Here is a 26,198-nt window from a genome sequence, read left to right as displayed (position 1 = left end):
CGCAGTGGAGTTGCAGCAGGGTTTTGTGCTGACCCGTCATTGGCATGACACGCCCGAAGGCACCTGCGTGGAGTTCTGGCTGGCAACCGATCAGGGGCCACGGCAGCTACGCCTGGCGCCACAGGTCTCGGTGGCGTTCATTGCGCAGACGCATGAGGCGCATGCGCGGGTGTTGCTGGCCAACGAGCCCGGCGTCGAGCTGCGGCCACTGGCCCTGAAAGACTTCGACCAGCGCCCTGTGCTGGGGTTGTACTGCCGGCAGCACCGGCAACTGATGCAGTTGGAGCAACGCCTGCGTACGGCGGGTGTCGAGGTGTTCGAAGCGGATATCCGCCCACCCGAACGCTACCTGATGGAGCGGTTCATCACTGCTCCGGTGCAGTTCACCGGCCAACCCGATGCCCAGGGCGTCCTCTGCGATGCCCAGCTCAAACCCTCGCCCGGTTATCGCCCGCCGCTGCGCCTGGTGTCGCTGGACATCGAGACCAGCGAGCGTGGAGAGCTGTACAGTATCGCGCTGGAGGGCTGTGGCCAGCGCCAGGTGTACATGCTCGGCCCGGCCAACGGCGATGCCGCCGAGCTTGACTTCGACCTGGAGTATTGCGCCGATCGCGCCGCTTTGATTACCCGGCTCAACCAGTGGATGGCCAGGCATGACCCGGACGCGATCATTGGCTGGAACCTGGTGCAGTTCGACCTGCGCTTGCTGCATGAGCATGCCAAGTCGTTGCAGGTGCCACTGACGCTGGGGCGCAACGGTGCGGCCATGACCCTGCGCAGCCATGCCGGTGGGGGCCACGTTTTTGCCGATGCGCCGGGGCGTTTGCTGATCGATGGCATCGAGGCGTTGCGTTCGGCTACCTGGAGTTTTCCCTCGTTCAGCCTGGAGAACGTCGCCCAGACCCTGCTGGGCGAAGGCAAGGCCATCGACACGCCGTACCAACGCATGGACGAGATCAACCGCCGCTTCGTCGAAGACAAACCGGCCCTGGCGCACTACAACCTGAAGGACTGCGAACTGGTCACGCGCATTTTAGCCCATACCCGGCTGCTCGACTTCCTGCTCGAGCGTGCGTCGGTGACGGGGCTGGCCGTGGACCGCAGCGGTGGGTCGGTAGCTGCGTTCTGTCACTTGTACATTCCACAGATGCACCGTCTTGGGTTTGTCGCGCCCAGCCTTGGCAGCCGCCCTGACGAAGCCAGCCCCGGCGGTTTTGTCATGGATTCGCGGCCGGGGCTTTACGATTCGGTGCTGGTGCTGGACTACAAGAGCCTGTACCCGTCGATCATCCGTACCTTTCTCATCGACCCGGTCGGGCTGATTGAAGGCCTGCGTCTGCCTGACGACGCACATTCGGTCGAGGGTTTTCGCGGTGGGCGTTTTTCACGCACACAGCACTGGCTGCCAGCCATCGTCGAACGGGTGTGGCAGGGTAGGGAAGCGGCCAAGCGCGAGGGCAATGCGCCGCTGTCGCAGGCCTTGAAAATCATCATGAATGCCTTCTATGGCGTGCTGGGTTCCAGCGGTTGCCGTTTCTTCGACCCGCGCCTGGCGTCGTCGATCACCATGCGCGGTCACCAGATCATGCGCCAGACCAGGTCCCTGATCGAGGCGTGTGGCTACGATGTGATCTACGGTGATACCGACTCTACCTTTGTCTGGCTCAAGGGGGCCCACGCCGAGGAGGACGCGGCGCGCATCGGCCGCGAGCTGGTGGCAAAGGTCAACCAATGGTGGCAAGCCCATCTGCACGAGACCATGAACCTGCAGAGCGCCCTCGAACTGCAGTTCGAGGTGCATTACCGACGCTTCCTCATGCCCACCATCCGCGGTACCGATGAAGGCAGTAAAAAGCGCTATGCCGGCCTGGTGCAGCGGGCCGACGGTTCGCAAGAAATGGTTTACAAGGGCCTGGAATCGGTGCGCACCGACTGGTCACCGCTGGCCCGGCAGTTCCAGCAGGAACTCTACGGCCGTGTGTTCCGCAGCGAGCCCTACCGAGATTATGTCCGCGAGTACGTGCGGCGAACGTTGGCCGGCGAGCAGGACGAACTGCTGGTTTATCGCAAGCGCCTGCGTCGCCCGCTGGCCGACTACCAGCGCAACGTGCCGCCGCATGTGCGTGCCGCACGCCTTGCCGACGAGTACAACAAACGTCTGGGACGCCCTCTGCAGTACCAGCGTGGGGGCTGGATCAGTTACGTGATCACCACCGCCGGCCCTGAGCCGCTGGAAAACCTGCAGGCACCGATCGACTACGATCACTACATCAGCCGTCAGCTATTGCCGGTGGCCGACGCCATCCTGCCTTTTGTCGGCGATGATTTCGTTCGCCTTACCGACCATCAGTTACTGCTGTTCTGAATGGGTGGTAGATAGCTAGGCGTCAGCATCACGCTGCAGTCTTCAGACTCGGGCCTCCATGCTACCGCGGAGGCAGAGATGCAGAACACGAGCAGTCAACCATCGGCTGCGGTCGATACCCTTGCCATGGCACAAGCATGCCAGGACCACTACATTGCACGGCGGCTGCCGGCCTGGATGAAGCGGCTGAGCATGGCCGAATTCACCCTGTTGAGCGAGGCGTTGCCTGAACTGCTGGCCTGTCGCGCAGGCTTGTCCTCAGCGCTGGCGCGGCTACGCAACCTGAGTGCATTCACCCAGCCCTTGCTGCAGCAAGCGCTGGGTACCCACGGCAGCCTTGATGTAGATCGCTTGTACTTTCGCCAGTGGTACACCTTCACTTCGCCGACGATCAATTATGTAACCAGTCGGCTTCCGGTTGTCGCCAACGACTACTACGACATCCCTCTGCTCGAGGCCGCCTTGGGCAATTTCACCGCGCAACAGCAGCGCGACCAGCCGCCTGGTAATTGCCTGGTCGATGCGCATGGCGAAAAGCGTGCTGAACTGTCTGCAACGGCCTTCGCCAGGCTGTGTCGCACGCTGGACCTCGGGCAGAAATACCAGGCGCACCTGGATGACGTACTGCAGCCCGAGGTCAAGGGATTGCTGACACGACGGCAACGCTACAGCATGCTGGTGGATGCCTTGCAAGCCAGGGCGCAAGGCGTATTGAGCACAGCCGAACTGCAGTGGGTGGTCGCGCTCTGCCTTGAGGACACCCTCAACAAACTTGAAGGTGCACCCGTTCGCGTGCGGCAGTTGGCGTTGTTCGGTTGCCGCCTGCAGCAGATCGTCGTGCTGGACGTGATCGACGATGGCGTGTTGTTCGACACCAGCAAGCGCGTGCTGGTCTATGTGCCGGGTGACCCGCATGGCCCCTGGAGCGTGCGCAGCGACCTGGATGAGTACGCCCGCCGGGTGCTTGGCAAACGCCTGCGCGAAGATGACTACCGGCGTTTCTTCAACCGCTTCGTGCGCCGACGCGACAGCCAGCGATTTTTTTCGGCCGTCAGTGAGCGGCTGGATGACGTGGCCGGCTGGGCGACCAGAGACCTCGATGAGCAGACCTTCGCTTATCGCCTGCCCCTGTTCGAACACCTTGCGAACGACTGGGTCGCGTGGATCAAGGACGATGCTGCCGTCATCGCCCCGCCCGTAGCCTTGCTTGATCGCGAGGTCCAGGCCGAACACGCCCGCCGTTTGCGTGCTGAAGGCTGGACGCTGTTGGGTGTTGCAGGGCTTTTCGTTCCGGCCATCGGCGCGGTGCTGTTGGGGGTGATGGCCTGGGAACTGCTACAGCAGACCTTCCAGGCGATAGGGGACTGGCAGGACAACGAACGCAATGCGGCACTTGCGCACCTGCTGAATGTTGGCAAAGGGCTGCTGGCTGTGGGGGCAACCGTTGCCGTCGTCGCCACCGCCCGACGCGCCTGGAGCGTGGTCGACAGCCTGGTGCCGGCGCAGCTGGAAAGCGGGGAAGAAAAACTGTGGAACGCAGACCTCAGCCCCTATCGCGGCGAAAGCCCGCCAGCTACGGCAGTGCTGGACATGCAGGGTACGCACCGCCTGGGCGAGCGCCGCTGGATCAGCATGGACGGGCACTGGTATGAGGTGACCTGGCACGACGCCGATGAGCAGTGGCAACTGCTCCCCTATCAGGGCTATGCGCCGCCGCTGCGCCACAATGGCGCCGGTGCGTGGCGGCTGTGGTGCGAGCAGCCTGCCGAGTGGGACGACACACGCCAGTTGTTCCGTCGCCTGGGCGGGCCATTCAGCGACCTTGACGATGCGCAGGTCGACCGGTCGCTGGCGATCCATGGCCTCGATGATCAGCACGTGCGGGCATGGCATGTGTATGGACGACCAGCGGAGGCAGCACTGGTCGACACCGTCGCACGCGTGCGGCTCGCCGGCAGGATTGGTACGTTGATCAACCAGTTGCGCGAGGGAGGGGTTACCGCAGACCCGTTGCTGATGGCGCGGGTCATGCGCCTTCCACAGGCGGCCGGAAAGCATGGGCCAGCGTTGGCCGATGTGGCTTGGGCTGGCCGACGGGAACTGCTGCAGACGGTGTACGACGAGCAGAACGCCGACACGGAAACCGGCCGCCTGTTACGGCAGGATTTCACCAGCCTGCACCGCTTGGCCGCGGATGAGGTGCTGCGCGATGCCAGCGAGGATGACGTGCAGCTGTTGCGTGAAACGGGGCGTGTGCCGTTGCTGATGGGCGAGGCTGCAAGGTTGCAGGTAGCGCGAATTCGAATGGCGCGGGTGTATGAGTCGCTATGCATCGACACGCCGCAAAACCTCGACCTGGCGCGGGTGGTATTGAACCTGCTGGCGCATGTGCCGGGCGCTGGCGGCCCGGGCTGGCGGTTGTTCGATGCAGATGCCAGCGAGCCGTTACTGACGGTCCAGGGATCGGGGCAGACGTTTGACCTGCTTCATCGCCATGGACTGTTCCGCCTGCGCGCCCGAACGCCCAGCGTTGTCGGTGAGACGGGCGAGTTGTTCGAAGTTTTGGCCGGCGCCTATGACGACGCAGCACAAGCGGCCATCGGCCAGGGTCAGCCTTTTGTGCCTGCGCTGCGCCAGGCGTTGACCAACGTTGCTTTCGACCGACGCCAGGCCGTGGTGAACCTGCTCAGGCTGGAACAGCCCAGCGGCTCGTTTCTTGCGCCGCAGCGGCTTGCGGATGGCCGGATTGGTTACCCCATGGCTGGCGGCAGGCTATGGGGGGCGCTAGGGCGAAACAGGCCTAGGGCATTTCAGGCCCGGTTGCGAGATCTGTACCCGGCCTTTACCGACGAGCAGATCGAGCGCTGGTTGGCCTCAGGCGACGCGCAGGCCAGGTTAAATAGGCTGGAGCAGCAATATGGGGTGCTGAAGAGATACTTGACCAAGTGGGCACGCAGCGCCTTGCTATCCTCGGAAATGGTCGCACGGCGTGAATTCAGAAAGGGCCTGATCAACTGCTGGCGCTGTCTTGTGCCCGAACTGCAAGCGCAAGCGGCACTGGACGACGGGCGCTTCATGCTGACCCAGACGATCAGCCGCTTGGGCCACCTGCCAGCCCTGCCCGCGCCGGTGGGCTTTCCCCACGTCTCCATCCTGGCCCTGCGCTCCATGCGTGTGGAGCATGTTCCGGATGAGTTTCTGCAGGCATTTCCCAACTTGCGCAACCTCGAAATCACCAATTGCCGACTCAGGCGTTTGCCATTGCCGCTGGGGCTTGTCCAGAAGCTGGAGGTGCTCGACTTGTCTGGTAACCAGATCGCGCTCGACCAAGGCCAGGCATTGGTCCTGGCAGATTGCCGGTCCCTGGTGTACCTGAACCTGTCGGACAACCCGTTGCGCAGGGCATTTTCTGTCCTCGCCATGACCGAGCTGAATGCTCTTCACCTGGCCAACACACAGATACCCGAGTTTCCCTACGGGCTGATGGACGCGCCAGAACTGCATACCCTGAATCTCAGCGACAACCGTATTGCGGAACTGCCAGAGGGTTTTCATCGATCGCAGCTGTGGCGCTCGGGCAGGGTCGAGCTTTCCGGCAACCTGCTGCAGGACGCTCAGGATGGGTTATCAACCTGGCATTTGCTTGAGGCCAGCCGCGTGCCTTACCGGTTGCGCATTCTGGATGCGTTGCCTGGCGAACGTCGGGATGAAATGGCTGCACTGTGGGCCCATCTGGAGGCCGAGGAACAATCGGAAGAGTTCTTCAATACCCTGTCGATGCTGACAGAGTAGGGCGCCTTCAGTTTCTCATCGACCGCATCCGCGCTGGGGGCCCGGGTGTTCGACATGCTCCAGGCGATGTCGGAGCACGATGCCCTCAGGCAGGAGCTGTTCGAGCACGCTGCGGCGACCGGTTGCCAGGATAACGCCACCGCGCGTTTCGCCGACCTGGAACTGCGAGTGATGATATGGCGCACCAGGCACAGCGGATCTGCCCGGCCTGAACGGGCCTTGCTGAAGCTCGGTGCGCGGATGTGGCGGTTGGCGGTGCTTGAGCAAGTTGCCGCTGAACATGCGCAGCGGGTGGGGGCTGGGGCTGAATCGATCGAATTCGCCTTGGCCTATCGAATTGGCTTGCGCACGTCGCTGGATTTGCCTGGCCAACCCGATGAAATGCTCTATGCAGGTATCCCTGCCTTGGGTAAACAGGACCTTCTCCTGGCCCGTGAAAGGGTTCTGGCGCGACAGACCCGGGAGGGCATTGCTGATTACCTGTCACGCCAGTGGTTCTGGCAGGATTACCTGCGCAAGACCTTTGCGGTTCGCTTGCAAGTGCCCCCATCCATGCACGCTGAGCTCGAGCGGCTGATGGCGCTGGGGAACCGGGACGAGGAAATCGCACGGCTGCAGATCCGCAATCAGCAACGCGAGCATGCGGTGGTGCTGCAGTTGACGCTGGAGGCGCTGGACCGGAATACGGTGCAGCGTGTGCTCAGCTAGCGGGTGGCCGGTTGTTTGGCCGCAGGCATTAGTTATATAGCGCCTGGCGCGGGGCAGGCGACTTAGTCTGGCTTCTTTTCATGAAGAGGCCCCCAGCCATGGACACCACTGTGCCGTCAGATGCGCAGGCCGCCATCGATGCTTTCCAGGACGGCATCATCGGCAGGCGCCTGCCGCCCTGGTTGCGTCATGCACCGGCTGAGCAACTGCCTGAGATCGGCAAGGCATTGGCAAACAGCCTTCGCTGCTGTGAGCACGTGAAGGCGGTGCTGCGAGGTATCGAGGGCCTCGACAGTTTCGTCGCATCAGCCTTGGGGAAGGCCCTCGACGAGCGTTACGGACTTGGCCGCAACCCCTACTTGCTCAGGTTTCTGGAGGGCCGCCGGGAGCCTGTGATCAACAGTCAGCCGGTAGGCGCGCACCTGACTGACGTGGTGTATGAAGAAAAGCCGCTGCTCGAAGTGGCATTGCGCAACTTCACGGCCGCGCAGGCGCAGGAAGGTGGTCAGCCGCGGGGTAACCGCCTGCTGCTTCCACGCCATGGCACGGTCAAACCCCCTACGAGCATCGAATTTGCCGGACTGTGTCGTGAGCTGGACCTGGGTGAGCGCTATCAACGTCATCTGGATGCCGTCCTCTCGCCCACTGGCAGTTCCGAGCGCCTGGTATCACAGCTTGTAGATGCCACGCGCTACACCATGCTTGTGGACGCCTACAAAGCCAGGCACGAGGGAACGCTGGATGCCAGCGAACTCAATGTGATGGTGGCTGTGTGCGAGAAGGGCGAGCTGCCGCGCCTGGCGGGCGACCTTGTGCAGGCCAGGCAACTGAAATTGCTGGGTTGCCGGATTGAACAGGTGACAGTGTTCGTAGTGGTCGAGCAGGGCGTCCTGTTCAACACGACGCGTCGGGTGTTGCTTTACGTGCCTGGAGACCCTTTTTCGCCCTGGCGCGCGTTCGAGAGCATCGACAAACTGAACCGCGAACTGGGCCGTCGCTTGCGAGACAAGACTTACCAGCGTTTTTTCAGCCGCTTCGTGCTGCGGCGCGATAGCCAGGCTTTTTTCGCCCAGGTCGCGGAGCGCTTCGATGACCTGCCGGGCTGGGCTTTTCGCGATCTCGAACCGCACTTGCAGGCTTACCCGCAGCCATTGTTCATCAGCCTGGCACAGGCACGTATCCACCAGATCAAGGAAGATGCGGCGATGATCGCGGTCCCTGTGGCCAGACTGGATCGTGAGGTTCAGCGCCAGCATGACCTGCGCCTTGAAGCCGAAGGGTGGGCGCTGCTCAACCTGGCCAGTTTCTTCCTGCCTGGGCTTGGCCTGGCGCTGTTGGCCGTGACGGCCTGCGAACTACTGGGTGAGGTCTACCATGGCGCCGAGGCCTGGCAGGAAGGCGATAGCCAGGAGGCGCTCGACCATTTGACCCACGTGGCGACAGACCTTGCCGTGCTGGCCACCACGGTAGCCGGGGTTGGTGTCGCTCGACGGGTTTGGGCACGCTCTGCGCAGGTCGATGCCATGGTGCCGGCTCGGCTGGAGGACGGCACCGAGAAACTCTGGCAACACGACTTGACCCCGTTTCAAAGCCAGGCCCCCGTTGCGGCCTCGAGCCGGGATGCCTTGGGTATTCGGCGCCAGGACGGGCAGGCCTGGGTCGAAATGGACGGGCATCACTATCGCGTGGCAGAGGCGGGTGATGATCAATGGCAGTTGTATCCGGTCGACGGCCACGGGCCGTTGCTGCGCCACAATGGCGCAGGTGCCTGGCGGTTGTGGAGCGAGCAACCGGCCCGGTGGACCGACAAATACCGCATGTTCCGGCGTTTGGGTGAACCCTTCAATGGGCTGAATGACGAACAGATCGATCAGGTTCTGCTGTTCCATGGCCTTGATGGCGATGACGTGCGTGGCCTGCATGTACACGCCCAGGCACCGAGCCCCGGGATGATCGACAGTGTGGAGCGGGTCAGGCTTGATCAACGCATCCGCAGCATGATTGGCCGCCTGCGCAACGGCGAGCCGGTAGAAGATGCAACAGTGCTCGATCACGCTCGGCACTTGCCAGGCGCGAGTGGCCTGACAGATCAGGCACTGGCCGCGCTGGCATGGACGCAGCGCCGAACACTGCTGCAGCACCTTTTCGAAGCCTTGCAGCCCAGCGACACCCCTGGCAGCGCGGCGCTGCGCCGGGTCTTCCCGGGGCTGAGCGCGCGCACTGCGCAAGCATTGGTACAGGCCGCCAGCAGCGTGGATCGCATGCGGCTGCAGTCCAGCGCAAGGGTTGCACTGGGGTTGGCCGAGGCGGCAAGGGGCAGTGTGCTGGCTACCCGCCAGGCTCGGGTATTTGAGGCGTTGTACCTTGATACGCCGCAGCATGCAGACCTGGCACGGGTGACGTTGGGCTTGCTGCGGTATGTACCCGGTGGCGAACAAGGTGTGTGCTGGCGTCTGTATGAAGGTTGCCTGGGCGGGCCGATACTGGCGAAGACCGAGCAAGGGCAGCGGGCGTTCGATCTGGTCCACCTGAACGGTACGTTTCAACTGCATGGCAGCCAGGGCACGGCGCTGGGTGAGGCAGGTGAGTTGTTCGAAGTCATCGCGCCAGCCTATACCGAAGCGCAGAGGGAGGCGATGGGGATCGGCGATCCCTTTGCGCACAACCTCAGGGTGATAGTGGCGCGCGAAGCGGCACGCCATCGTGATGAGATCAGTCGTTTGCTTGGCGCGGTACGCCCCGGTGCTGTCCGAGGGCCCATGCGCTTGGCCGATGGACGTATTGGCTACCCACTGGGGGGCGGCGGAGTAGGTGGTTTTGCATCAAGGGGGCGTGCCCTGAGGGCGACGCTGCGCGATCTCTTTCCGTGGTTGAGTGATGAGCAGGTCGAGACCTTCGCCGATGACGCCAGGCGTTCCGGGCATCAGATTGAACAAGTACTGGCTGACCTTCGCAATGAGTTCGCGGTGCTCCGCATCACACTGAATACCTGGGTGGCACGAGGGCAGGGCGATGTCAGGGAAGATCGAGAGGCTTTACGCCAGACGTTGTTCAATTGCTGGCGGCGGTCGGTGGGCGTGGGGGAACTGCAAATCAATGCACAGGAAAACCTCCACGTCATGTTCTGCAATTTCAGATCGAGTGGCTTGCCTAACATACCCGCACAGGTCAGTTTCAGAGGTGTGACCAGCCTGTCGCTGCTGCACCTTGACCTTCTGGAGGTGCCCAGCAGCTTATTGCTGGCTTTCCCTAACCTGCAAACCCTCGATCTGGGAGGGAACCTGTTGACGCGCCTTCCGCAGCCGTTGCTACAGATAACGCAGCTGCGGCATCTGAGCCTGACCAACAACCGCATCGTCCTGAACACTGCACAGACCGCCACATTGGCCAGTTGCACGAGCCTGCAGTCTCTCGACCTTTCCCATAACCCCCTGGGGAGGCGGTTCACGTTGGCGGGTTTGGCTGAATTGCGTTGGCTGAGCTTGCGCGACACGCAGATCTCGCAGTTTCCACTGGGCGTGTTCGACAACGCTCAGTTGGTATCCGTTGACTTGCGGGATAACCGGATCAGGCACATTCCAGAGGGTTTCTACCAGTTGCCCCTGTGGCATAGGCGGCGGTTTCGCTTGAATGCGAACCCTTTGGGCGAGGCCCAGACGTTACGCTTGCAAGCTTCGTTAAGTAGCGACGATCCTGCCCTCGACGAGGAGCAAGTGCTTCTGCGGCTGCAGCACGCGCGTGAAGTCTGGGGGGATAGTGTGGCCCCGGAGCATCGCGGCTTGATGCTTGCTGCCTGGGACTCGCTGGATTCAGGGCAGGACGCCGAGCGTTTTTTCCGTGTGCTTCGCCAGTTATTGCTGTCAGAAGACTTTCGTGTCAATCCGCGTGCACTGGGCAATCGGGTAATGGGGGTATTACAAGCGATGGCCATTACGCCGGAGCTTCGGCAGAACTTGCTGTCCGTGGCCAATGATGAGTGGGGGTGCCAGGATGGTGCAACCTGGTGCTTGAGCAACCTTGAACTGAATTTGCTGGTTTGGCAGGTTGAGCACGCGGCCAAGGGAGGAAGCGAACGCGCTTTGCTAGACCTGGGCAGACGTTTATGGCGCCAGGATGCAGTCGACATGTTCGCTACCCGATGGGCGTTACAGCATGGCAGGACGCTGGAAGGAAGCGAGGTGGGGTTGGCTTTCAGGGTCGGGCTGAGGGAGCGTCTCGACCTGCCATTGCAGGTGGGCGAAATGAGCTTTCTTGCGATCTCGGGCGTCCTGGATGCGGACCTTGCAGAAGCAGAGGCTGCGGTGCGGGATGCAGAAACGCCGGAAGAGATTGCCCGCTCCATGGTCGACCGTGAATTCTGGCAGGCGCACCTGGAGCGTTCCCATCCTGAGCGATTCGCTGCGGTCGACCTGCCGTTCAGAAGGCAGCTTGAAACCGTGCTTGACGACGAAGCACTGACCGAAGGGGCCATGATCGACCAGGCGGATGCCATTCGTGATGCTCAGCGCGCTGCCCGCAGAGGGCTGATGCTGGATATGACGATTCACGCGATGGAAGTCGGCCCCAAGGGGCCAGCGATCGATGTGCGTTGACCTGCGCTCAGATCACGGGCTGCCTGGCCCTGCCAAAGCGGCTTTGGGCTATGCTCAATCGTGCTGACAGTGGTTTGTAGCAGCGCCGTAGTCTTGGCTTCAGGTGGCTCGGAAATCGACAGTTACTTTTGCACACCCCGTTCTGGAATGAAGTGGTTTAGGCTCCCTGTCGGATTTTTCTCCGTGATCTGTAGTCATTGGTATATCGAGACAATAAGGAGATACGCATGCTTGTCCGGTCACTGACCCTCGCAACCTTGCTTGCTGTTGCCGGCCCCCTGTTTGCCGCAGACAGTGATGCGCCTCTAGCCAAGGAACTGGGCAAGGCCAGACCATTGGTGGTTATCGCTCCCAGCAGTGCCGACCCAACGTTGCGAGGGCTGAACAAGGCGCTCGAGGACCCGGCCACCCAGGCTGCGTTCAAGGAGCGCAACCTTGTCCTGTACAGCGTCGCCAACATGATGGGCAAGCGAGAGGACAAGAACCTCGAGCAGCAGACCACAATGGCCCTCATTCGGGAACTGAAGCTGGGTGCGAGCAAGGGGACCAAGGTGATTCTGGTGGGCAAGGACGGTGAGCGGCACATGCTCAAGGACGACGACACCGGCGAGGCCATCGACCCACAGGTGATCCTCAAAGCGGTCGATGAACTGCCTGCCAGCGAAAAGGCGGTGGCGGCGCCCGAGCCCGTAGCCGCGGCCCCGCAAGCCAAGGACAAGGACAGCAAGCCGGCCAAGCCTGCCAAGCCCGCCAAGCCAGCGGCCCCGCCCAAACCGCTGGAAGACTGATCACGCCTCAGGGCCCCAAGGCACCTTGGGGCCCGTCGCCGGGTGGTGTGTATCGCACTGTATCTGCCTGTGCTGCAGACCTACTGCCATACAAAAGTGCGCCTGCCACGATACATCCACGACAAACCGCAACGGCCTAATGGCTCCACTTTCCAACCCCAGTGGAGCTGCATCATGACTCAAGCAAAAAACACCCTCGGCCTGCTCGGCGCCGCCCTGATCGGCAGCATGGCATTGAGCAACAGTGCGTTCGCCGTCGAGCCGCTGGCTCAAGGTTACCAACTGGCCTCGGCCAAAGTGGCCGGCGAGGGCAAGTGTGGTGAAGGCAAGTGCGGGGGGAGCGGCAAGGCTTCCCAAAGCGAAGGCAAGTGCGGTGAAGGTAAATGCGGCGCCGGCGCCAAGGCCGGGGCTGAGGGCAAGTGTGGTGAAGGCAAGTGCGGTGACGCCTCGTTCGCCAAAACCGACAGCAATCACGATGGCAAGGTCTCGCGCGATGAGTTTCTGGCGGTGGCCAAGGACCGTGCCCGTGAGTTCGACACGATCGACCGCAACCATGACGGCTTCATCTCCGAGCAGGAAGCGGCGGATCACCTCAAGGCGATTTATCAGGCCAATGGCAAAGCCATGCCTGATGGGTTGTTCAGCCACCTGACCGGCAAGCCCTGACTTTCTACCCCATGAGACGCCACAACGCTCCTCCTGCTGGCCAGGTGGGGCGTTGTGCTGGTTGGAGAACTTTTATGTTTCCTGCGATGTTGAACATCGGGTTAGGCTTGCGTCGTGGCCTGTTGCCCGAACTGCTGGCCATGGAGGCGGGTGCAGTGGACTTTCTCGAGTGTGCGCCGGAAAACTGGATTGCCGTGGGCGGTGCCTATGGCAAGGGCTTGGCCCAGTTGGCGGAGCGCTTTGCTGTCACCTGTCATGGGTTGTCTTTATCGCTGGGTGGCAGTGCGCCGCTGGACCGCCATTTCCTTGAGCAGACCCGGCAGTTTCTTGATCGGTACCAGGTGCGGCTGTACAGCGAGCACCTGAGCTACTGCAGTGATGACGGGCACCTGTACGACCTGATGCCCATCCCGTTCACCGATGAAGCCGTACACCATGTGGCCGCGCGCATACGTCAGGCTCAGGAGCAGTTGGAGCGGCGCATTGCCGTGGAGAACATCAGCTACTACGCCGCGCCGTATCAGGCGATGAGCGAACTCGACTTCATCCGGGCGGTGCTCGAAGAAGCGGATTGTGACCTGCTGCTGGACGTCAACAATGTTTATGTCAACGCCTGCAACCATGGCTACGACGCCCAGCAATTCCTTGCAGGCTTGCCCCCGGCGCGAGTGACCGGGATGCACGTTGCCGGGCATTACGATGAAGCGCCGGACCTCAAAGTGGATACCCACGGGGCAGCCGTGAAGGAGGATGTCTGGGCCCTGTACGCCAGCGCTTGCGTGCGCTTTGGTGTAAAGCCGACGGTGCTTGAACGGGATTTCAACTACCCGCCCTTGGCCGAACTGTTGGCCGAGACGGCGCGTATGCGTGCTGTGCAATGCGCTGCCGGAGGGCAAGCAGATGAATGAGACCCTGCGTGCGCAGCAGTATGCCTTGGCCCGTCACCTGCGCGACCCACAACGCCATGCCCCGCCGCCCGGCGTCGAAGCCCGGCGCCTGAAGGTTTACCGTGAATTGTTCTATGGTGCCATCGAAGGGTTGCTGGCTGGCAGCTTCCCGGTCATGCGCCAGGTGTTGGGCGAGCAGCGCTGGCACGCCCGAGTACGTGATTTCTACGCCAGTTACCGTTGCCAGACGCCGTTGTTTACCGAAATTGCCGAGACGTTCGTCGACTACTTGCAACGTGTAGCGCTGGACGCCCCTTGGCAGCTGGAGCTGGCGCACTATGAGTGGGTCGAGGCGCAACTGTACCTGAGCGATGCCGAGGACCCGGCGCATGATCCGGGTGGTGACCTGCTGGCGGGAGAGCCGTTGTTGTCTTGTGTGGCGCGGGTGCTGGCCTATCGTTGGCCGGTGGAAAGCATTGGCGTGGACTACCAGCCAACGGCTGCCCCAGCATCGCCGAGCTTGCTGCTGGTTTATCGCGATGCCCGGTTGCAGGTGCGTTTTGCCCGGTTGGCACCTATGGCGTATCGGTTGCTGATGGAGCAGGGGACTGGAAGAGAGCGGCTGCAGGCATTGGGCGGGGATGTGCAGCAAGGGTTGGTATTGTTGGAGGCATTGCGCGAGCAGGGCGTCATTGTCGGAACAGTTTGAAGGCATTGGGGGCTGCTCAGCAGCCCCCGACCCTCATCTGCCGAACCGCATGCCAAGCCAATGATCGAGGCTAAGGCGCCCGGCGCCCTTGAGCAGCAGGGGTAGCAACGCCACCAGGTAGATCAATGGCAACTTGTAATTGCCGAAGCCCTGGTCGGTAATGGCATAGCCTTGGGCCAGCTCCGCCAGGCCCGACCAGTGCGCCGGCCAGTGCACTGCCGCTATCGCTACAACGGTTACCACCATCAAACCCAACGATGCCAGCCGGGTACCCAGGCCCAACAGCAGCAGCAACGGCAGCACCAACTCGGCCCACATCGACAGCTGCCAGTTCAACTCCGCGGGCAGCAGGTTGAAGGGGAACGGGAAGCTGGACTGCAGGTCGGCGAACCAGTTGCTGCCGTTGAATTTTTCCAGACCGGATTCGAAAAACTCCCAGGCCAGAAATACCCGTAATGGCACGTCGGCACTCCAGCTACCGAGGCGATCAACGGTGGTCAGGCCGGCGAGGGCGGTGGACAGCTTCCAGTCGGAGGGCAAGGTGAAGGCTTTCATCAGGGACTCCCGGGGTGTGGTTGTGTGACCGGGAGTGTGTCGAGGCGGGGTATCTGCAGTGTGTCAGGGGGATGCAGTTGTGTATCTGTTTGTAGAGGCGACCTCGCGTTTTACAGGAACGGCCCGATCCAGATCCAAGGCCGTTCCTGCCAACGATCGCAGATGCACTTCAGGAGAGTTCGATCTGCGCGCACAATCCGCCCTGTTCGCGGTTGCTCAGGGTCAGCCGCCCCCCCATGGCCTGGATCAACTGGTGGGCAATGGCCAGTCCCAGGCCGGTGCCACCCGTGCTGCGATTGCGTGAACCTTCAACACGGTAGAACGGCTTGAGCACTTCATCCAGCTCGTCACCGGGTATCCCCGGCCCGTTGTCGAGCACGCGGATTATGGTGGTACTGCCCTCGCGTGATACTTGCAGCTCGGCAGCACCTGCAAACTTCAGGGCGTTGTCGACCAGGTTCACCAGTACCCGGCGCAGCGCATGCGGGCGGGTCTCCAGCAGGGCACCGCTGCTGCCGTGGCGTTCAACCTGGGCGCCGCTGTCCTGGTAGTCGAATACCAGGCTGTCGAGAAAGGCATCAAGGTTGACCCGGCAGGTCGCTTCGGTGCTGCTGTCCATGCTGCGGGCGTAAGCCACGCCTTCGCGCACCAGGTGTTCCATTTCATCCAGGTCGCTTCCGAACTTGTCCTTTTCGACCCCCTCATCCATCACTTCGACCCGTAACTTCATGCGAGTGATCGGTGTTTGCAGGTCGTGGGAAATGGCTGCCAGCAACTGCATGCGTTCCTTGAGGTGGGCAGCAATGCGCGCCTGCAGGGCGTTGAAGGCCACGGCAGCGTAACGCACCTCGCGTGGCCCGCTTTCATCCAGTTGCACGCCGGGTTGGTCCGGGTCGAGGTTGTCCACTGCCTGGGCCAGTCGGGTGAGCGGGCCGATGGCCAGGTGTACCGCCAGCCAGGTACACAGCATCAGCACAGCCAGCTGAATCAGCAGCACCACGGGCAACCAACGGGCTACCGGGACCGGTGCGGGTGTCACGTCGATGGTCAGGGGCGCGCCGTCGGCCAGGTTCAGGTGCGCCTGGAAGTGCGCATTGGGCCCCGGAATTTCCTGGAAGGTCAGGCGGTAGTCGCTGCCAATGGCCTTGACGATCGACGCGGCGGCCATCGGTGGGTCACTGCTGGCCATCGCTTCGCCTGCCAGGCCCTGGTCAAGGCGATAGCGGTAGGTGCGCCGTTCCAGGCGTGGCAGCCAGGCGGCACGCTCGGCTGCAGGCAGGCGATCAAGGATGGCAACCGAAGTCGCCACGTCCTGTTCGAGGTTGCTGAGCATCATCGAGCGGCTGCTGATATAGCGCTCGTAGGCCTGCAGGCCGAACGACAGACCATAAGCCAACACCAGGCCGGTGAAAAAGATCATCGCCAGACGCGAGGCCAGGGTGCGCGGCCATTTCATGAGGGGGACTCGAGCAATTGCACCGGCAGCGAAAACACGTAGCCCTCGCTGCGCACGGTCTTGATGCAGCTGGGCTCGCGGGCGTCGTCGCCCAGGCGCTGGCGCAGGCGGCTGACCAGCAGGTCGATGGAGCGGTCAAAGAGGTCGGCCTCGCGGCCTTGTGTCAGGTTGAGCAACTGTTCGCGGCTGAGCACCCGCTGCGGGTGGTCAAGAAACACCCGCAACAGGCGGTACTCGGCGCCGCTCAGGGCCACCAGGGTGCCGTCGTTGTCGAGCAGGTGGCGCGCGGTGGTGTCCAGCCGCCATTGGCCGAAGCGCAGCAGACGGCTGCTTTCGCTGATGGTGAGGTTGGGTGGCAGCATGCGCGTGCGGCGCAGCACGGCATTGATACGGGCCAGCAGTTCGCGGGCAGAGAACGGCTTGGTCAGGTAATCGTCGGCGCCCATTTCCAGGCCGATGATGCGGTCGGTTTCATCGTTGCGGGCCGTCAGCATCAACACGGGGGTGTTACGGTGCTTGCCGGCGCGCAATTCGCGGCACAGCAGCAGGCCGTCGTCGCCAGGCATCATGATGTCGAGCACGATCAGGTCGACGCTGTTGGCTTCGAGAAAGGCGCGCATCTGCCGGCCGTCGGCGACGATGCTGGTGCGCAGGCCGTTCTTCTTGAGGTAGTTGCCGACCAGTTCGCGGATTTCGCGGTCGTCGTCGACGATCAGGATGTGATCGACGTGTTCCATGCGCAGCGTTCCTGTTCGAGTGGGGTTGGCGCAGTGTACCCGGCGCGTTTGCGCTTGCCTGCGGGGTTTGTATTGCAGTGTATCTGGCAGGGACATATGACCCCGCATGCGGTGGTTTGGGTGGCTCGGGCAGCCAGCGAAACGGTGAGCATGGACCGCCGGGCCGATATAAACCGGGTTTTACTCCGGTTTAGCGCCTGAATGCAGCACAGCGCGTACAATGGCGCCTCGGGTAACTGTATTTCAGTGGCTCATTACCGAGTAGCCTGCATGTCCCAGACATACCCCAGCCCAGCCCATAGAGCCCACGACCGCCTCTGCGAGCAGATCGAAGCGTTCCTCCAGCAAGGCGGCCATATCCAGCAAGTAGCACGCGGTGTCAGCGGCTCCCCGGATGGCGTATCCAAACTTCAGTGGCATAAAGCGCGTACCGCCAAGCCGTGATGGCCAAGCATCCGCAAACGCCTGAGCCGATTGTATTCCTTTGTACAAGCTGGGCGCCCTTCGTGGGCGCCTTCTTTGTTTCAACTACCTGCTTGCAAAGGCTTTTGTAGGATTTCACGAGGTTTGGCCGACAGGCGTGCAGCTACAGGAGGACGCACAGCACAGCGTTGAGCGACACAGACGGGATACATGGCAGGCGTCAAATGGCTCTCGACCGGGGAAAACACGCCCCACAGCCAAGCGTTACACAGGAGAGATGCCATGAACTTGAAGACTTTCGCCAGCGCCAGCCTGTTTGCCATGCTCAGCTTCGGCGCCATTGCGGCCCAGGCTGCCGCCATGCCGACGCAGAATACAGGTGCAATGCAGTACCACTACGGTGAGCATCTGGATGTAAAGAAAGTGCTGTCGGTGCAGGATGACCAGAGCAACGCCTGCGGCCTGGTGAACACCCGCATGGACTACCTCGACTCCCACGGCCGGCCGCAGAGCGTGGAGTACCGCAGCTACGCCACTGGCGGTTGCCATGACAATTGATGGCCGCTTGATGTTGAAGGTGGGGAGCATTGCGTTGGCGCTGAGTGGGCTGGGTTTGGCCGGGCACCTGATGGCCCGTGACAGTTATGGCGCCATGCCGTCGCTGTCGGGGGCCAGCCAGTGGATCAACTCGCCCCCGCTGGATGGGCCAGCGCTGAAGGGGAAGGTGGTGCTGGTGGACTTCTGGACCTGGGACTGCATCAACTGCCAGCGCAGCCTGCCGCATGTGAACGACTGGGCGCGGCGTTATGCCGATCAGGGGCTGGTGGTGGTGGGCGTGCATACGCCGGAGTACGACTACGAGCACGATGTGGGCACCCTGCGAAACAAGGTGGCAGGGCTGGGTGTCGGTTACCCGGTGGCGGTGGACAACGACCATAAGGTGTGGAATGCCTGGGGCAACCAGTTCTGGCCGGCGCATTACTTTGTCGACCGCAAGGGGCAGGTGCGCCATGTGCACTTTGGCGAGGGGGATTATGGCGGGCAGGAACAAGTGATAAAGGCGTTGCTGGATGAGCGCGGGTGATTCGCCTGTATCGGCCTCTTCGAGGTGGCGAACCGCCGCGAAGAAGCCAACACTTTTCTATCAGGTGAAACTGGCAAAGTGCGCCTGCATCCGCGCCGCATCCGCCTGGCGCCCGCTGAACAGCTCGAACGCCTTTACCGCCTGGAACACCGCCATGTTGCTGCCATCCAGCGTGCGGCAACCCAAAGCCCGAGCCGCACGCAGCAGTTCGGTCTCCAGCGGGAAGTAGATGATTTCCGCAACCCATAATCCCGCATGCAGCAGCTCGACCGGCAGCGGTGTGCCTGGCAGCTTGGCCATGCCGACCGGCGTGGTGTTGACCAGCCCGTCCGCCTCGGCCACGGCTGCAGCCAGGTCGGTGCCGAGCACGGCACGGCCAGCGCCGAAATGGCCATTCAGGTTGTCTACCAAGGCCTGCGCGCGGGCCGCATCCACTTCGAACAGCACCAATTGCTCGACCCCTTCACCCAGCAGGGCGTGGGCCACGGCCGAACCGGCGCCACCGGCACCCATCTGTACCACCTGGCGTCGAGCCACGTCGGGCAGGCCGCGGCGCAAGCCTTCGGCAAAGCCCAGGCAGTCGGTGTTATGGCCGACGCGCTTGCCGTCCTTCAGTACCACGGTATTCACTGCGCCGATGCCACGGGCTTCGTCCGACAGTTCGTCGAGCAGTGGCAGGATCGACTGTTTGAATGGGTAAGTGATGTTCAGCCCGGTGAAGCCTGTGTGTTGCGCGGCGTCGAGCAGGCCCGGCAGGGCGCTGTCCTCCAGTTGCAGCTGGTCGGCATCAATCAGCCGGTACAGGTACCGCAGGGCCTGGGCGTCACCTTCGTGTTCGTGCAGGGCAGGGGTGCGCGACAGCTGGATGCCGCGGCCGATCAGGCCGGCGAGGATGGCGTGCTGGCTCATGCCGTGCGCTCCTGGAACAGTTCGGCAAAGTGGCTGAGGGCCATGCGGTAGCCATGGCTGCCCAGACCGCAGATCACGCCGACGGCGATGGACGATACGAATGACAGGTGGCGGAACGGCTCGCGCTTGTGCACGTTGGACAAGTGCACTTCGATGACTGGCACTTCGCTGGCCACCAAGGCGTCGCGGATGGCCACCGAGGTGTGGGTCCAGGCGCCGGGGTTGATCACGATACCGGCGCAACGGCCGCGGGCGGCGTGGATCCAGTCGATCAGTTCGCCTTCGTGGTTGGTTTGGCGGAATTCGATTTCCAGGCCGTTTGCATGGGCAGTATCGGCACAACTCTGGGCCAGGTCAGCAAGGGTTTCGCGGCCGTATTGGGCAGGCTCGCGGGTACCCAGCATGTTCAGGTTGGGGCCGTTGAGCACGAGAATAAGGGGCTTCATGACGAGCATCGCTTTGTTGTTGTTGGATGCTTCTAGTTTTGTACCGACTGGTTAGTTTAGTCAATTGGACTAAACCGCTGCATCGGGAAAGTGGGCGATTATCGAACCCTCAGCATGTACATACCCCTGTAGGAGCAGCCTTGTGCTGCGAAGAGGCCGGTACTGCCACAGCAGATGTAATGGCATTGCCGGCCTCTTCGCAGCACAAGGCTGCTCCTGCAAAGAGAAATGCAGCTGGATTACAGAATTGTAATCTTCCCGCCACCACCTCGATAACCACGGCTTCCTACAGTGCTTCGCCTACACGCGTCGACGAGGAATCTGTTCGTGCCCATCCCCCGCAAGATCGCCTTGCTCTGCCTGGTGCTGGCCAGTGCCAGCAGTGCCCAGGCCAGTCAGAGCCTGAGCCTGCCCCAGGCGCTCGCCGCCGCCTTTGCGCAAAACCCGGAGCTGGCCGCAGCCGGCCGGGAAATCGGCATTGCCGACGGCGAGCGGCGTCAGGCCGGGTTGACCCCCAACCCAGAGCTCTCCTGGGAGGTCGAGGACACCCGCCGCGACACCAGCACCACCACCGTCACCCTCAGCCAGCCGCTGGAACTGGGCGGCAAGCGCGGCGCACGGATTGCCGTGGCCGGTACCGGCCAGGCCATTGCCCAGCTTGGTCTGGAGCGCCAGCGCAATGGCCTGCGTGCCGATGTGGTGCAGGCGTTTCACGCCGCCTTGCGCGCGCAGACTGCGCTGGAGCTGGCGCAGCAATCACAGGCATTGACCGAGCGCGGGCTGGGCGTGGTACAGGGACGGGTGACCGCTGGCCAGTCCTCGCCTGTGGAGGCCACCCGTGCCCAGGTGCAACTGGCCCAGGCCGAGGCTGAAGTGCGCCGCGCGCAGACCCAGCGCAGTGTGGCCTACCAGGCTCTGGCACGCCTGACCGGTAGCCCGCTGGCAAGCTTCGACCTGTCGCAGGCCGCTAACCTTTCGCCTGGCGTGGCGCCCAGTGCCGACGCCTTGCTCGACCGTGTCGAGCAAACGGTGGAATGGCGTCTGGCTGCTGCCCAGGTCGAGCGCGGCGACGCGTCGCTGGGGTCGGAAAAGGCTCAGCGTATTCCCAACCTCACCGTCAGCCTCGGTAGCCAGTACAGCCGGGAGGACCGCGAGCGGGTGAATGTAGTTGGCCTGTCCATGCCATTGCCACTGTTCGACCGCAACCAGGGCAACGTGCTGGCGGCTGCACGCCGTGCCGACCAGGCGCGTGACTTGCGTAACGCCGTGGAGCTGCGCCTGCGTAGCGAAACCCGCAGCGCCGTCAGCCAGTGGCACACGGCGATGCAGGAGGTGGATGCCTACGACCGCACCATCCTGCCCTCTGCGCAACAGGCCGTGGACACCGCCACCCGTGGTTTTGAAATGGGCAAGTTCGCGTTCCTCGATGTACTCGACGCCCAGCGCACGCTGATCGAGGCCCGCGGGCTGTACCTGGAAGCTTTGGCTGCGGCCACCGACGCGCGGGCGCAGGTCGAGCGGATCTATGGCGACCTCGATGACCTGAGCACCCCCTTGAACAGCAGGAGCAACAATGACTAACCCACGCAAAGTAGCCCTTCTGGTCGCCGCCATCGCCGCGCTCGGCCTGGGCGGGCTGGCCTGGACCGGCAACCTCGGCCAGGCGTCGAATGCGCAGGCCCGGCACGACGACCATGGCGAAGACAGCCACGGCCATGGTTCCGAGAAGGCGGCCGAAGGCCATGCCGAGGAAGGGCACGGCGAAGAAGAGGGCCAGTTGCACCTGTCCATCGCCCAGATCGAGGCCGCCGGCGTGCAGCTGGCTGCCGCCGGCCCTCGTGAGTTGGGCACCGCCTTCAGCTTCCCGGGGGAAATCCGCTTTGACGAAGACCGCACTGCTCACGTGGTGCCGCGTGTACCCGGCGTGGTCGAGGCGGTGCAAGCCGAACTGGGCCAGGCGGTGAAGCGCGGCCAGGTACTGGCGGTGATCGCCAGCCAGCAGATTTCCGACCTGCGCAGCGAGCAACAGGCCGCCCAGCGCCGCTTTGAGCTGGCGCGCCTGACCTTCCAGCGCGAACAGCAGCTGTGGCAGGAACGCATCAGCGCCGAGCAGGATTACCTGCAGGCGCGCCAGGTACTGCAGGAGGCCGAGATTGCCTTGGCCAACGCCCGGCAGAAGGTCGCCGCCGTAGGCCCGGCCGGCGCTGGCAACCGCTATGAGCTGCGCGCACCGTTCGATGCAGTCGTGGTGGAAAAGCACCTGACTGTGGGCGAGGTGGTCGACGAGACCAGCAACGCGTTTACCTTGTCTGACCTGAGCCGGGTCTGGGCCACCTTCGCCGTGGCCCCGCGTGACCTGGACAAGGTGGTGACCTGCCGCAATGTCACGGTCAGCGCACCGGACCTGGGCGCTCAGGTCGAAGGCAAGGTCAACTACGTCGGCAGCCTGCTCGGCGAGCAGAACCGCGCCGCCACGGTCCGCGCCACCCTGGCCAACCCCAACGGCGCCTGGCGCCCCGGGCTGTTCGTCAATATCGCGGTCAGCGTCGAGCGCTTCAATGCCGCCGTTGTGGTGCCGGAGAGCGCCCTGCAAACCTGGGAAGAACAGACTGTTGTGTTTGCCCGCACCGAGGAAGGCTTCGAAGCCCGCCCGGTGAAGGCCGGCCGCCGCGACGCCGGCCATGTGGAAATTACCAGCGGCCTGGCGGCCGGTACCCAGGTGGCCGCCGCCGGCAGCTTTGTCCTCAAGTCGGAACTGGGCAAGGGCTCGGCCGAGCATAGCCATTGATCACGGGGACACCTGCATGTTCGAACGCCTGATCCAATTTGCCATCGAGCAGCGCCTGGTGGTGATGCTGGCCGTGGTCCTGATGGCCGCGGTGGGTATCCACAGCTACCAGAAACTGCCGATCGACGCTGTACCGGACATCACCAACGTCCAGGTGCAGATCAACACCGCCGCGCCTGGCTACTCGCCGCTGGAGACCGAGCAGCGCATCACCTTCGCCATCGAGACCGCCATGGCCGGCCTGCCAGGGCTGAAGCAGACCCGCTCGCTGTCGCGTTCGGGCCTGTCTCAGGTCACGGTGATTTTCGATGACGGCACCGACCTGTTCTTCGCCCGCCAGTTGGTCAACGAGCGCCTGCAAGTGGCCCGTGAGCAATTGCCCGAAGGCATAGAAGCGGGCATGGGGCCGATCTCCACCGGGCTGGGCGAAATCTTCCTGTGGACCGTGGAGGCCGAACAGGGCGCACTCAAGGAGGATGGCACCCCGTACACCCTGACCGACCTGCGGGTGATCCAGGACTGGATCATCAAGCCGCAGTTGCGCAATGTGCCGGGGGTGGCCGAAGTGAACAGCATCGGTGGCCATGCCAAGCAGTACCTGATTGCACCGGAGCCCAAGCGGCTGGCGGCCTATAAGCTCACCCTCAACGACCTGATCGCGGCCCTGGAGCGTAACAACGGTAACGTTGGCGCCGGTTACATCGAACGCAATGGCGAGCAGTTGCTGATCCGGGCACCGGGCCAGGTGACCTCGGCCGAAGACATCGCCAATATCGTCATTTCCAGTGTTGATGGCACGCCGATTCGCGTCAGCCATGTGGCCGAGGTTGGCCTGGGCGAAGAACTGCGCTCAGGCGCGGCCACCGAAAACGGTCGGGAAGTGGTGCTGGGCACGGTATTCATGCTGGTTGGCGAGAACAGCCGCACAGTGTCCCAGGCCGTTGCCGCCAAACTGGTCGAGATCAACCGCAACCTGCCCAAGGGTGTGGTAGCGGTGACCGTGTATGACCGCACCAACCTGGTGGAAAAAGCCATCGCCACAGTGAAGAAGAACCTGATCGAAGGCGCGATTCTGGTCATCGCCGTGCTGTTCCTGTTCCTGGGCAACATCCGCGCCGCACTGATCACCGCCATGGTCATCCCGCTGTCGATGCTGTTCACCTTCACCGGCATGTTCAGCAACAAGGTCAGCGCCAACCTGATGAGCCTGGGGGCACTGGACTTTGGCATCATCGTCGACGGCGCCGTGGTTATCGTGGAAAACGCCATCCGCCGCCTGGCCCATGCACAGCAACGCCACGGCCGCATGCTGACCCGCAGCGAGCGCTTCCATGAAGTGTTCGCCGCCGCCCGCGAGGCGCGTCGGCCACTGATCTACGGGCAGTTGATCATCATGGTGGTGTACCTGCCGATCTTTGCCCTGACCGGGGTCGAGGGCAAGATGTTCCACCCCATGGCCTTTACCGTGGTCATGGCCCTGCTCGGCGCCATGATCCTTTCGGTCACGTTCGTGCCGGCGGCCATCGCCCTGTTCGTCACCGGCAAGGTCAAGGAGGAGGAAGGCCTGGTGATGCGCACGGCGCGTCAGCGCTATGCCCCGGTGCTGGCCTGGGTGCTGGGCCGGCGCAAGCTGGCGTTTGCCGCCGCGGCTAGCTTGGTGGTGCTGTCCGGGGTCATGGCCAGCCGCATGGGCAGCGAGTTCATCCCCAGCCTCAGCGAGGGCGACTTTGCCTTGCAGGCCCTGCGCGTACCGGGTACCAGCCTGTCGCAGTCGGTCGACATGCAGCAGCGCCTGGAGCAGGCGATCATCGCCCAGGTGCCGGAAGTGGAGCGGGTGTTCGCCCGTACCGGTACTGCCGAGATCGCCTCCGACCCGATGCCACCGAACATCTCCGACGCCTATGTGATGTTGCGCCCGCGCGAGCAGTGGGTAGACCCCGGCAAGCCGCGTGACGAACTGATCGCCGAGGTACAACGTGCTGCCGCCAGCGTGCCGGGCAGCAACCACGAGCTGTCGCAGCCGATCCAGTTGCGCTTCAACGAGCTGATTTCCGGGGTGCGCAGCGATGTGGCGGTGAAGTTGTTCGGTGATGACATGGATGTGCTCAACCGTACCGCCGCGCAGATCGCCAGCAGCCTGCAGGGGGTAGCGGGTGCGTCCGAGGTGAAGGTCGAGCAGACCAGCGGCCTGCCGGTGCTGACCATCGACATCGACCGCGACAAGGCGGCTCGCCATGGCCTGAACGTGGGCGACGTGCAGGACGCCATCGCCATTGCCGTGGGTGGCCGCACCGCGGGCACGCTGTATGAAGGTGACCGGCGCTTCGACATGGTGGTGCGCTTGCCGGAAACCTTGCGCACGGATGTGGACGGGCTTTCCAGCCTGCTGATTCCGGTACCGGCCAGTGCTGCAGTGGGCGCTGCGCAAATCGGCTTTATCCCGCTGTCGCAGGTGGCCACGTTGAACCTGCAACTGGGGCCTAACCAGGTCAGCCGCGAGGATGGCAAGCGGGTGGTGGTGGTCAGTGCCAACGTACGTGGGCGTGACCTGGGCTCGTTTGTGGCGGATGCCGAGCAGACGCTGATCCAGCAGGTGCAGATTCCGCCGGGTTACTGGACACGCTGGGGTGGCCAGTTCGAACAGCTGCAATCGGCAACCGAGCGCCTGCAGGTGGTGGTGCCGGTGGCCCTGCTGCTGGTCATGGCGCTGTTGCTGATGATGTTCAACAACCTCAGGGATGGCCTGCTGGTGTTCACCGGGATTCCGTTTGCCCTGACTGGCGGGGTGCTGGCGCTGTGGCTGCGGGATATTCCGTTGTCCATTTCAGCGGGCGTGGGGTTCATTGCCTTGTCGGGGGTGGCGGTGCTGAACGGGCTGGTGATGATCGCCTTTATCCGTAGCCTGCGCGAAGAAGGGCGCCCGTTGCGGGTGGCGGTGGAGGAGGGCGCGCTGACGCGCTTGCGGCCGGTGCTGATGACGGCGCTGGTGGCTTCGCTGGGGTTCATTCCCATGGCGTTGGCGACCGGGACCGGGGCTGAGGTGCAGCGGCCGTTGGCGACGGTGGTGATCGGCGGGATCTTGTCTTCTACCGCGTTGACGTTGCTGGTGTTGCCGGCGTTGTATCAGTGGGCGTATCGGCGCGAAGAGGCGCAGGAGGGCTGATAACTTGGGGCCGCTTTTCGGCCCTTTCGCGGCACAAGGCCGCTCCTACAGGGACCGCGTCATCCCCTGGCTGACACGGTCCCTGTAGGAGCGGCCTTGTGCCGCGAAAGGGCTGCAAAGCAGCCCCAAA

Annotated in this window: 17 protein-coding genes and 1 pseudogene; 13 read left to right on the top strand and 5 right to left on the bottom strand. The window is 63.1% G+C overall.

Going from position 1 to position 26,198, the window contains the following annotated elements; all coding sequences use genetic code 11:
- Positions 1 to 4: 4 nt before the first annotated feature.
- The 7 genes and pseudogenes from PP4_RS17185 to PP4_RS17155 all read left to right on the top strand — a co-directional run bounded on the left by PP4_RS17185 (position 5) and on the right by PP4_RS17155 (position 14,507).
- Positions 5 to 2,365, top strand: coding sequence for a DNA polymerase II (locus tag PP4_RS17185; RefSeq protein ID WP_016500474.1), 2,361 nt, complete (start codon positions 5 to 7; stop codon positions 2,363 to 2,365).
- Between the two features lie 78 nt (positions 2,366 to 2,443).
- Positions 2,444 to 6,865: pseudogene (locus PP4_RS17180) on the top strand (NEL-type E3 ubiquitin ligase domain-containing protein).
- Between the two features lie 98 nt (positions 6,866 to 6,963).
- A complete protein-coding gene (locus PP4_RS17175) occupies positions 6,964 to 11,457 on the top strand; it encodes an NEL-type E3 ubiquitin ligase domain-containing protein (protein ID WP_016500471.1) in 4,494 nt (1,497 codons plus the stop codon).
- Positions 11,458 to 11,684: 227 nt separating this feature from the next.
- Complete coding sequence (locus PP4_RS17170; protein WP_016500470.1) at positions 11,685 to 12,245, top strand: DUF4174 domain-containing protein; 561 nt, start codon at positions 11,685 to 11,687, stop codon at positions 12,243 to 12,245.
- Between the two features lie 174 nt (positions 12,246 to 12,419).
- Positions 12,420 to 12,911: an HvfA family oxazolone/thioamide-modified RiPP metallophore gene (locus PP4_RS17165; RefSeq protein WP_041167788.1), complete on the top strand. Its 492-nt coding sequence runs from the start codon at positions 12,420 to 12,422 to the stop codon at positions 12,909 to 12,911.
- Between the two features lie 74 nt (positions 12,912 to 12,985).
- The gene (locus PP4_RS17160) at positions 12,986 to 13,819 is read left to right on the top strand and encodes an HvfB family MNIO-type RiPP peptide maturase (RefSeq protein ID WP_016500468.1); all 834 of its coding nucleotides are present in this window, start codon (positions 12,986 to 12,988) and stop codon (positions 13,817 to 13,819) included.
- Entirely contained in the window at positions 13,812 to 14,507 is a 696-nt protein-coding gene (locus PP4_RS17155) for an HvfC family RiPP maturation protein (RefSeq protein ID WP_041168093.1), read from the top strand. The genes PP4_RS17160 and PP4_RS17155 overlap by 8 nt, the downstream gene beginning before the upstream one ends.
- A 33-nt stretch (positions 14,508 to 14,540) precedes the next feature.
- On the opposite strand, the gene PP4_RS17150 is transcribed toward PP4_RS17155, so the two are convergent.
- The 3 genes from PP4_RS17150 to PP4_RS17140 all read right to left on the bottom strand — a co-directional run bounded on the left by PP4_RS17150 (position 14,541) and on the right by PP4_RS17140 (position 17,255).
- A complete protein-coding gene (locus PP4_RS17150; RefSeq protein WP_016500466.1) occupies positions 14,541 to 15,062 on the bottom strand; it encodes an HvfX family Cu-binding RiPP maturation protein in 522 nt (173 codons plus the stop codon).
- Positions 15,063 to 15,231: 169 nt separating this feature from the next.
- Positions 15,232 to 16,518, bottom strand: a complete 1,287-nt coding sequence (locus PP4_RS17145; RefSeq protein ID WP_016500465.1) for a sensor histidine kinase — start codon at positions 16,516 to 16,518, stop codon at positions 15,232 to 15,234.
- A complete protein-coding gene (locus PP4_RS17140; protein ID WP_016500464.1) occupies positions 16,515 to 17,255 on the bottom strand; it encodes a response regulator in 741 nt (246 codons plus the stop codon). Before PP4_RS17140 ends, PP4_RS17145 begins: the two co-directional genes overlap by 4 nt.
- Before the next feature lie 270 nt (positions 17,256 to 17,525).
- Between PP4_RS17140 and PP4_RS29385 the strand changes: the two genes are divergently transcribed.
- The 3 genes from PP4_RS29385 (at position 17,526) to PP4_RS17125 (ending at position 18,762) form a co-directional block, all read left to right on the top strand.
- A complete protein-coding gene (locus tag PP4_RS29385; protein WP_162838442.1) occupies positions 17,526 to 17,699 on the top strand; it encodes a hypothetical protein in 174 nt (57 codons plus the stop codon).
- Positions 17,700 to 17,960: 261 nt separating this feature from the next.
- Entirely contained in the window at positions 17,961 to 18,236 is a 276-nt protein-coding gene (locus tag PP4_RS17130; RefSeq protein ID WP_016500463.1) for a DUF2790 domain-containing protein, read from the top strand.
- 10 nt (positions 18,237 to 18,246) lie between these two features.
- Entirely contained in the window at positions 18,247 to 18,762 is a 516-nt protein-coding gene (locus PP4_RS17125; protein ID WP_041168090.1) for a thioredoxin family protein, read from the top strand.
- A gap of 60 nt (positions 18,763 to 18,822) precedes the next feature.
- Here the strand turns inward: PP4_RS17125 and PP4_RS17120 are convergent, their stop codons facing one another.
- Both PP4_RS17120 and aroQ read right to left on the bottom strand, forming a co-directional pair.
- Entirely contained in the window at positions 18,823 to 19,671 is an 849-nt protein-coding gene (locus PP4_RS17120; RefSeq protein WP_041167787.1) for a shikimate dehydrogenase, read from the bottom strand.
- Positions 19,668 to 20,117, bottom strand: a complete 450-nt coding sequence (aroQ, locus tag PP4_RS17115) for a type II 3-dehydroquinate dehydratase (protein WP_041167786.1) — start codon at positions 20,115 to 20,117, stop codon at positions 19,668 to 19,670. Before aroQ ends, PP4_RS17120 begins: the two co-directional genes overlap by 4 nt.
- A gap of 327 nt (positions 20,118 to 20,444) precedes the next feature.
- On the opposite strand from aroQ, the gene PP4_RS17110 reads away from it, so the two are divergent.
- Genes PP4_RS17110 through PP4_RS17100 form a run of 3 tightly spaced genes read left to right on the top strand, consistent with a single transcriptional unit; the run spans position 20,445 to position 26,068 of the window.
- Entirely contained in the window at positions 20,445 to 21,698 is a 1,254-nt protein-coding gene (locus PP4_RS17110; RefSeq protein ID WP_016500458.1) for a TolC family protein, read from the top strand.
- Entirely contained in the window at positions 21,691 to 22,905 is a 1,215-nt protein-coding gene (locus PP4_RS17105) for an efflux RND transporter periplasmic adaptor subunit (protein ID WP_016500457.1), read from the top strand. The genes PP4_RS17110 and PP4_RS17105 overlap by 8 nt, the downstream gene beginning before the upstream one ends.
- 16 nt (positions 22,906 to 22,921) lie before the next feature.
- Positions 22,922 to 26,068, top strand: a complete 3,147-nt coding sequence (locus tag PP4_RS17100) for an efflux RND transporter permease subunit (protein WP_016500456.1) — start codon at positions 22,922 to 22,924, stop codon at positions 26,066 to 26,068.
- The last annotated feature ends 130 nt before the right edge of the window (positions 26,069 to 26,198 follow it).

The organism is Pseudomonas putida NBRC 14164, from assembly GCF_000412675.1.
GTDB lineage: Bacteria > Pseudomonadota > Gammaproteobacteria > Pseudomonadales > Pseudomonadaceae > Aquipseudomonas > Aquipseudomonas putida.
Note: the sequence above shows the minus strand (reverse complement) of the source record. Positions and strands in the feature narration are given on the sequence as shown.